This is a genomic window from Streptomyces hirsutus (genome assembly GCF_001418415.1).
GTDB classification, from domain to species: Bacteria; Actinomycetota; Actinomycetes; order Streptomycetales; family Streptomycetaceae; genus Streptomyces; species Streptomyces hirsutus.
Genome location: NZ_LIQT01000564.1, coordinates 1 through 4,312, shown reverse-complemented (window position 1 = coordinate 4,312; position 4,312 = coordinate 1). Strand labels below are relative to the sequence as shown.

Below are 4,312 nucleotides of genomic sequence, written 5' to 3'. Positions count from 1 at the left end.
ACGTCGAAGCGGCCGCGGCCGGCGTCGCGCAGGTCCGTGATCATCTGCGCGCGGGTCTCGTCGGCCGAGTCGGGCAGCTCGACGAGCGTGACCTCCTCGCCGGGGTGGGTGCGGTTCCAGCCGTCGAGCAGGGGGCCGAGATAGCCGGTGAGGTCCCCCGCGGTGGCCAGGGTGAGCGGGCCCCGCCCGTCGCCGGAGGCGGCCCGGTCGGTCCGCGCCCCGGAGACCACACCCACGGCCAGGAGCACGAGGAGGACGAGAAGGCCCCTACCGGCGGCATGGATCCACCGCATAGGTTCCTCCCTGTGCACCCGCACCCGGCACCCTTGCCGGGGTCAGTGGCCATGTATACCTGTTAGGTATCGGCGATACTAGGGCGTGCGGCACATCGTGTGAGGCGCGCGGGAGACGGAACCGGGCGCGCCGCACCTGGCACGAAGGACGCGGGGAGGAGAGCACGAGTGCGGCAGTCCCTGCTGGCCCTGCTCGCCCGCGGCCCGGCCCACGGCTACGAGCTGAAGCAGGACCTTGAGCAACTGCTGGGCTCCGCGTACCCTCAGCCGAACGTCGGCCAGATCTACGTCACCCTGGGCCGCCTCGAGAAGTCGGGGCTGATCGAGGGCGAGGACGTCGAGCAGTCCAGCCGGCCCAACAAGAAGGTCTACCACCTCACCGACGCCGGGCGGGAGGCGCTGCGCGCCTGGTTCGAGGAGACCGCGGACGAGCCGCGGGTGCGGGACGAGTTCTTCATGAAGCTGGCCCTCGCCCCGCAGACCGGCCTCGCCGACCGGATCGCCCTGATCAACCGCCAGCGGCGCCAGTACCTCAACACCATGCGGCAGTTGTCGAAGCTGGCCGCTGCCGAAGACCGGGACAACCGCGTCGCCCATCTGCTGATCGAGGGCGCGATGCTGCACCTGCAGGCCGACCTCGACTGGCTGGAGCGGTGCCAGGAAGAGCTGGAGGAGCTGGAGTGAGCGAGAGTCCCGCTCCCGTGCTGCGCGCCGAAGGCCTGGTCAAGACGCACCACGGCGAGGGAGCCCCGGCGCACGCGGTGCGCGGGGTCGATCTGCGGGTGACGCGCGGCGAGTTCGTGGCGGTCACCGGTCCGTCCGGCTCCGGCAAGTCGACCCTGCTGCATCTGCTCGGCGGGCTCCAGCGCCCGGACGCCGGCAGCATCTGGCTGGACGGCGAGCGCACCGACGCCTACAGCGAGGCCCGCTGGGCGGTGGAGCGCAGGAAGCACATCGGGATCGTCTTCCAGTTCTTCAACCTCGTCTCGAACCTGTCGGTCGCCGACAACGTCGAGCTGCCGGCGCTGCTCGCCGGGACCCCGCCGAGGAAGGCCCGCGCCGGGCGGGAGGAACTGCTGGCCGAGCTGGGCCTGACGGGCAAGGAGCGGAGCATGCCGGGCGAGCTGTCCGGTGGTGAGCAGCAGCGGGTCGCGCTGGCCCGTGCCCTGGTCAACCACCCGCCGCTGCTTCTGGCCGACGAACCCGCCGGCAGCCTGGACAGCAAGGGCACCCGCGAGGTGATGCGGCTGCTGTCCCGCTTCCACCGGCGCGGGCAGACGATCCTGCTGGTCACGCACGACGCCCGGCTGGCGAGCGCCGCGGACCGGGTGATCAGCTTCTTCGACGGACGGATCGCCGACGACGCGGAACTGGACGGGACACCGTCGCCCGGCCGGGGGACGTCCGGGGTGCTGAAGCTCAGGGACTGAACCGAGAGGCGGCCGGGGACCGATTCCCGGCCCGGCACGGAACGGAAGACGGCACCGACAAGGAACCGACGAAGGACTGACGAAGGACTGGCATGCGGATGTACGACGGTCCGGGCGTCCGGCGCCGGCGAAGGGGCTGACGCCGGTGCGAGCGAGCTTGCGCTGGGCGCATTCCGATCTGCGCACGCACCGCGGTGAGGCGCTGTTCCTGGTCCTGGCCACCGCGGGCATCGTCGCGTCCCTGCTGCTGGCCACGGCCCTGTTCGGGTACGCGACCAACCCCTGGCAGCGGACCTTCGCCCAGGCCCGCGGCGCGCATGTCACGCTGCACACCACGGCCTCCGCCGACGCCGCGAAGCTGGCGGACCTGGACGGGGTGGAGTCCGTCGCCGGACCCTTCCCCACGGCCGCCGTCACCCTCGCCGCCCGCGGCAGCCGGGCCGCCGCCGAACTGCGCGGCACCGTCGACCGGCCCGGGACCGGCCGCCCGCTGATCACCTCCGGGCACTGGCTGGACCCCGCCACGCCCGACGGCGTGGTCCTGGAGAGCAGCCTCGCCCGCGCCCTGCTCACCACGCCCGGCGACACCCTCACCCTGCCCGGCACCGCACGGACCCTGACCGTGGTGGGCGTCGCCGAGAGCGCCGAACCGCGCTACCGGCCGGGGGAGCAGCCCGGCGTGGTGTGGGCCCTGCCGTCGGCCGTGGCCGACCCCGACGGCCAGGTGGCCGGGCTGCGGCTGACCGATCCCGCCGACACCGGGTACGTGGTGCAGCGGGCGGTGACCGTACTGGGGTCCGGCGCCATCGGGGAGGTCTCCACCTGGCAGCAGGCGCGGGCCGAGGCGCAGGGCGACAACCGGCTGCTCGGCCAGGTCCTGGGCCTGTTCGGGCTCGGCGCGCTGGTCGCCGCCGGGTTCGCGGTGCACGGGGCGATCAGCACCCGGATCCGGGGGCACCTGCGGGACATCTCCGTCCTCAAGGCGATCGGCTTCACCCCGGGGCAGGTCGTGCGCGTCTTCCTTCTTCAGCATCTCGGCTACGCCCTGCTGGGCGCGGTGGCGGCCGCCTCGCTGACCGAGGCGCTGGGCAGGGGGATACCGGGGCGGCTCGGAGACGCGGTCGGCGTGTGGCAGGGCCTGCCGGGACACACCGTGGCGCTGTTCGTGGTGCCCGTGGGGGCGGTGCTGTTCATCGGCGCCACCACCGGGCTGGCGGCGTGGCGGGCGGGCCGGGTGCCGCCGGTGCCGGTGCCGAGGCCGGCGGCGCCCGAGGCCGGCCGGCTGACGGGCGTGGCGCGACGGGCGCTCGGGGCCGGGGTGCCGCCCGCCCTGGTCCTGGGCTGGCACAAGGCGTTCACCCGCCGTCCGCGCTCCCTGGGCACGGTGGCCAGGCTGGCGCTGCCGCTGCTGCTGATCGTGACGGCGCTGAGCGCCTGGACCACCATCGACCGCTTCCGGAGCAGCCCGGAGCTGATGGGGCTGCCCGCCGCGCTCAGCGTCCGCGCGGACGCCTCGCTCGGCGACCGGGAGGCCCGCGCCCTGCTGGAACGCGATCCGCAGGTCGCCGCCGCCCACCCGGGCGTGGAGGTGGCCGCCCTGGTCCCCGGCCAGACCGCCACGATCGCGCTGCGCGGCTTCGGCACCCGCCAGGAGCCCTACCCGTTCACCCTGGCCGAGGGCCGCGCCGCGCACGGGCCCGACGAGGCGGTGGCCGGGCAGGGACTCCTGGACCTGCTGCACGTACAGGTCGGCGACTGGGTGCGGGTGACCGTCGGCGACCGGCCGCAGGTCCTGCACATCGTCGGCCGCAGCATCGAGCCGGAGAACGCCGGACGGGTCGTCTCCACCTCGCTCGACACCCTCCGCGGCAACGACCCCGCTCTGGAGCCCGACCTCTACCAGCTGCGGCTGGTTCCCGGCGCCGACCCGGGCGCCGTCGCCGAACGGTTGGCCGGGGCCGGGGACGGCCGGCTCGACGTGCATGCCGTGGCCGACCCGGCCGAGGGACTGTCCCCGTTGCGCGCGGTCATGGTCGGGCTGATCGCCGTACTCGCGCTGATCGGGCTGATCGAGCTGCTCACCGCGATCGGCGGCACGGTCCGCGAGGGCGAACGGGACCTGCTCGCCCTCAAGGCGATCGGCCTCTCGCCGCGGCAGATCACCGCGATCACGGTCACGGCCACCTCCTGCACGGCCCTGGCCGCCGTGCTCGTCGCCATGGGGCTGGGGCTGCCGCTGGCGCACTGGCTGATCGACGCCCAGGGACGGTCGAGCGGCGTCGGCGCCGGAATCGCCCGAGGGCCCTCCCCCGGGCTCCTGGTGCTGCTCGGCGCCGCCGCGGTGCTGGGCGCCGCCGTCCTCGCCGCCCTCCCGGCCGCCCGCGCGGCCCGGCGCCGCCTCGCGGACACGCTGAGCGCGGTCGCGTGACGGAGTGGCGGAGTGACGGAGTGACGGGGCGGGGCGCCCGGGCGGGGCGATGCCTCTGGTCCGACGGCTCCGGGTGCCCGGCGGCTCAGCCCGCGTAGGGGTTCTGCGCGGGCGGGGCGTACGGATTGCCGGGGGTGCTCAGGGCGTACGGGGACTGCGGG

Annotated in this window: 3 protein-coding genes and 1 pseudogene; 3 read left to right on the top strand and 1 reads right to left on the bottom strand. The window is 74.8% G+C overall.

The window, feature by feature from the left end; all coding sequences use genetic code 11:
- Positions 1–293: pseudogene (locus AOK11_RS34455) on the bottom strand (ABC transporter substrate-binding protein); the annotation flags it as partial.
- A gap of 168 nt (positions 294–461) precedes the next feature.
- Here AOK11_RS34455 and AOK11_RS34450 point away from each other — a divergent pair.
- The 3 genes from AOK11_RS34450 to AOK11_RS34440 all read left to right on the top strand — a co-directional run bounded on the left by AOK11_RS34450 (position 462) and on the right by AOK11_RS34440 (position 4,151).
- Positions 462–977, top strand: a complete 516-nt coding sequence (locus tag AOK11_RS34450) for a PadR family transcriptional regulator (RefSeq protein WP_055597592.1) — start codon at positions 462–464, stop codon at positions 975–977.
- Positions 974–1,723, top strand: coding sequence for an ABC transporter ATP-binding protein (locus tag AOK11_RS34445; RefSeq protein ID WP_055597591.1), 750 nt, complete (start codon positions 974–976; stop codon positions 1,721–1,723). The genes AOK11_RS34450 and AOK11_RS34445 overlap by 4 nt, the downstream gene beginning before the upstream one ends.
- A 145-nt stretch (positions 1,724–1,868) precedes the next feature.
- The gene (locus tag AOK11_RS34440; RefSeq protein WP_055597590.1) at positions 1,869–4,151 is read left to right on the top strand and encodes an ABC transporter permease; all 2,283 of its coding nucleotides are present in this window, start codon (positions 1,869–1,871) and stop codon (positions 4,149–4,151) included.
- Positions 4,152–4,312 lie beyond the last annotated feature (161 nt).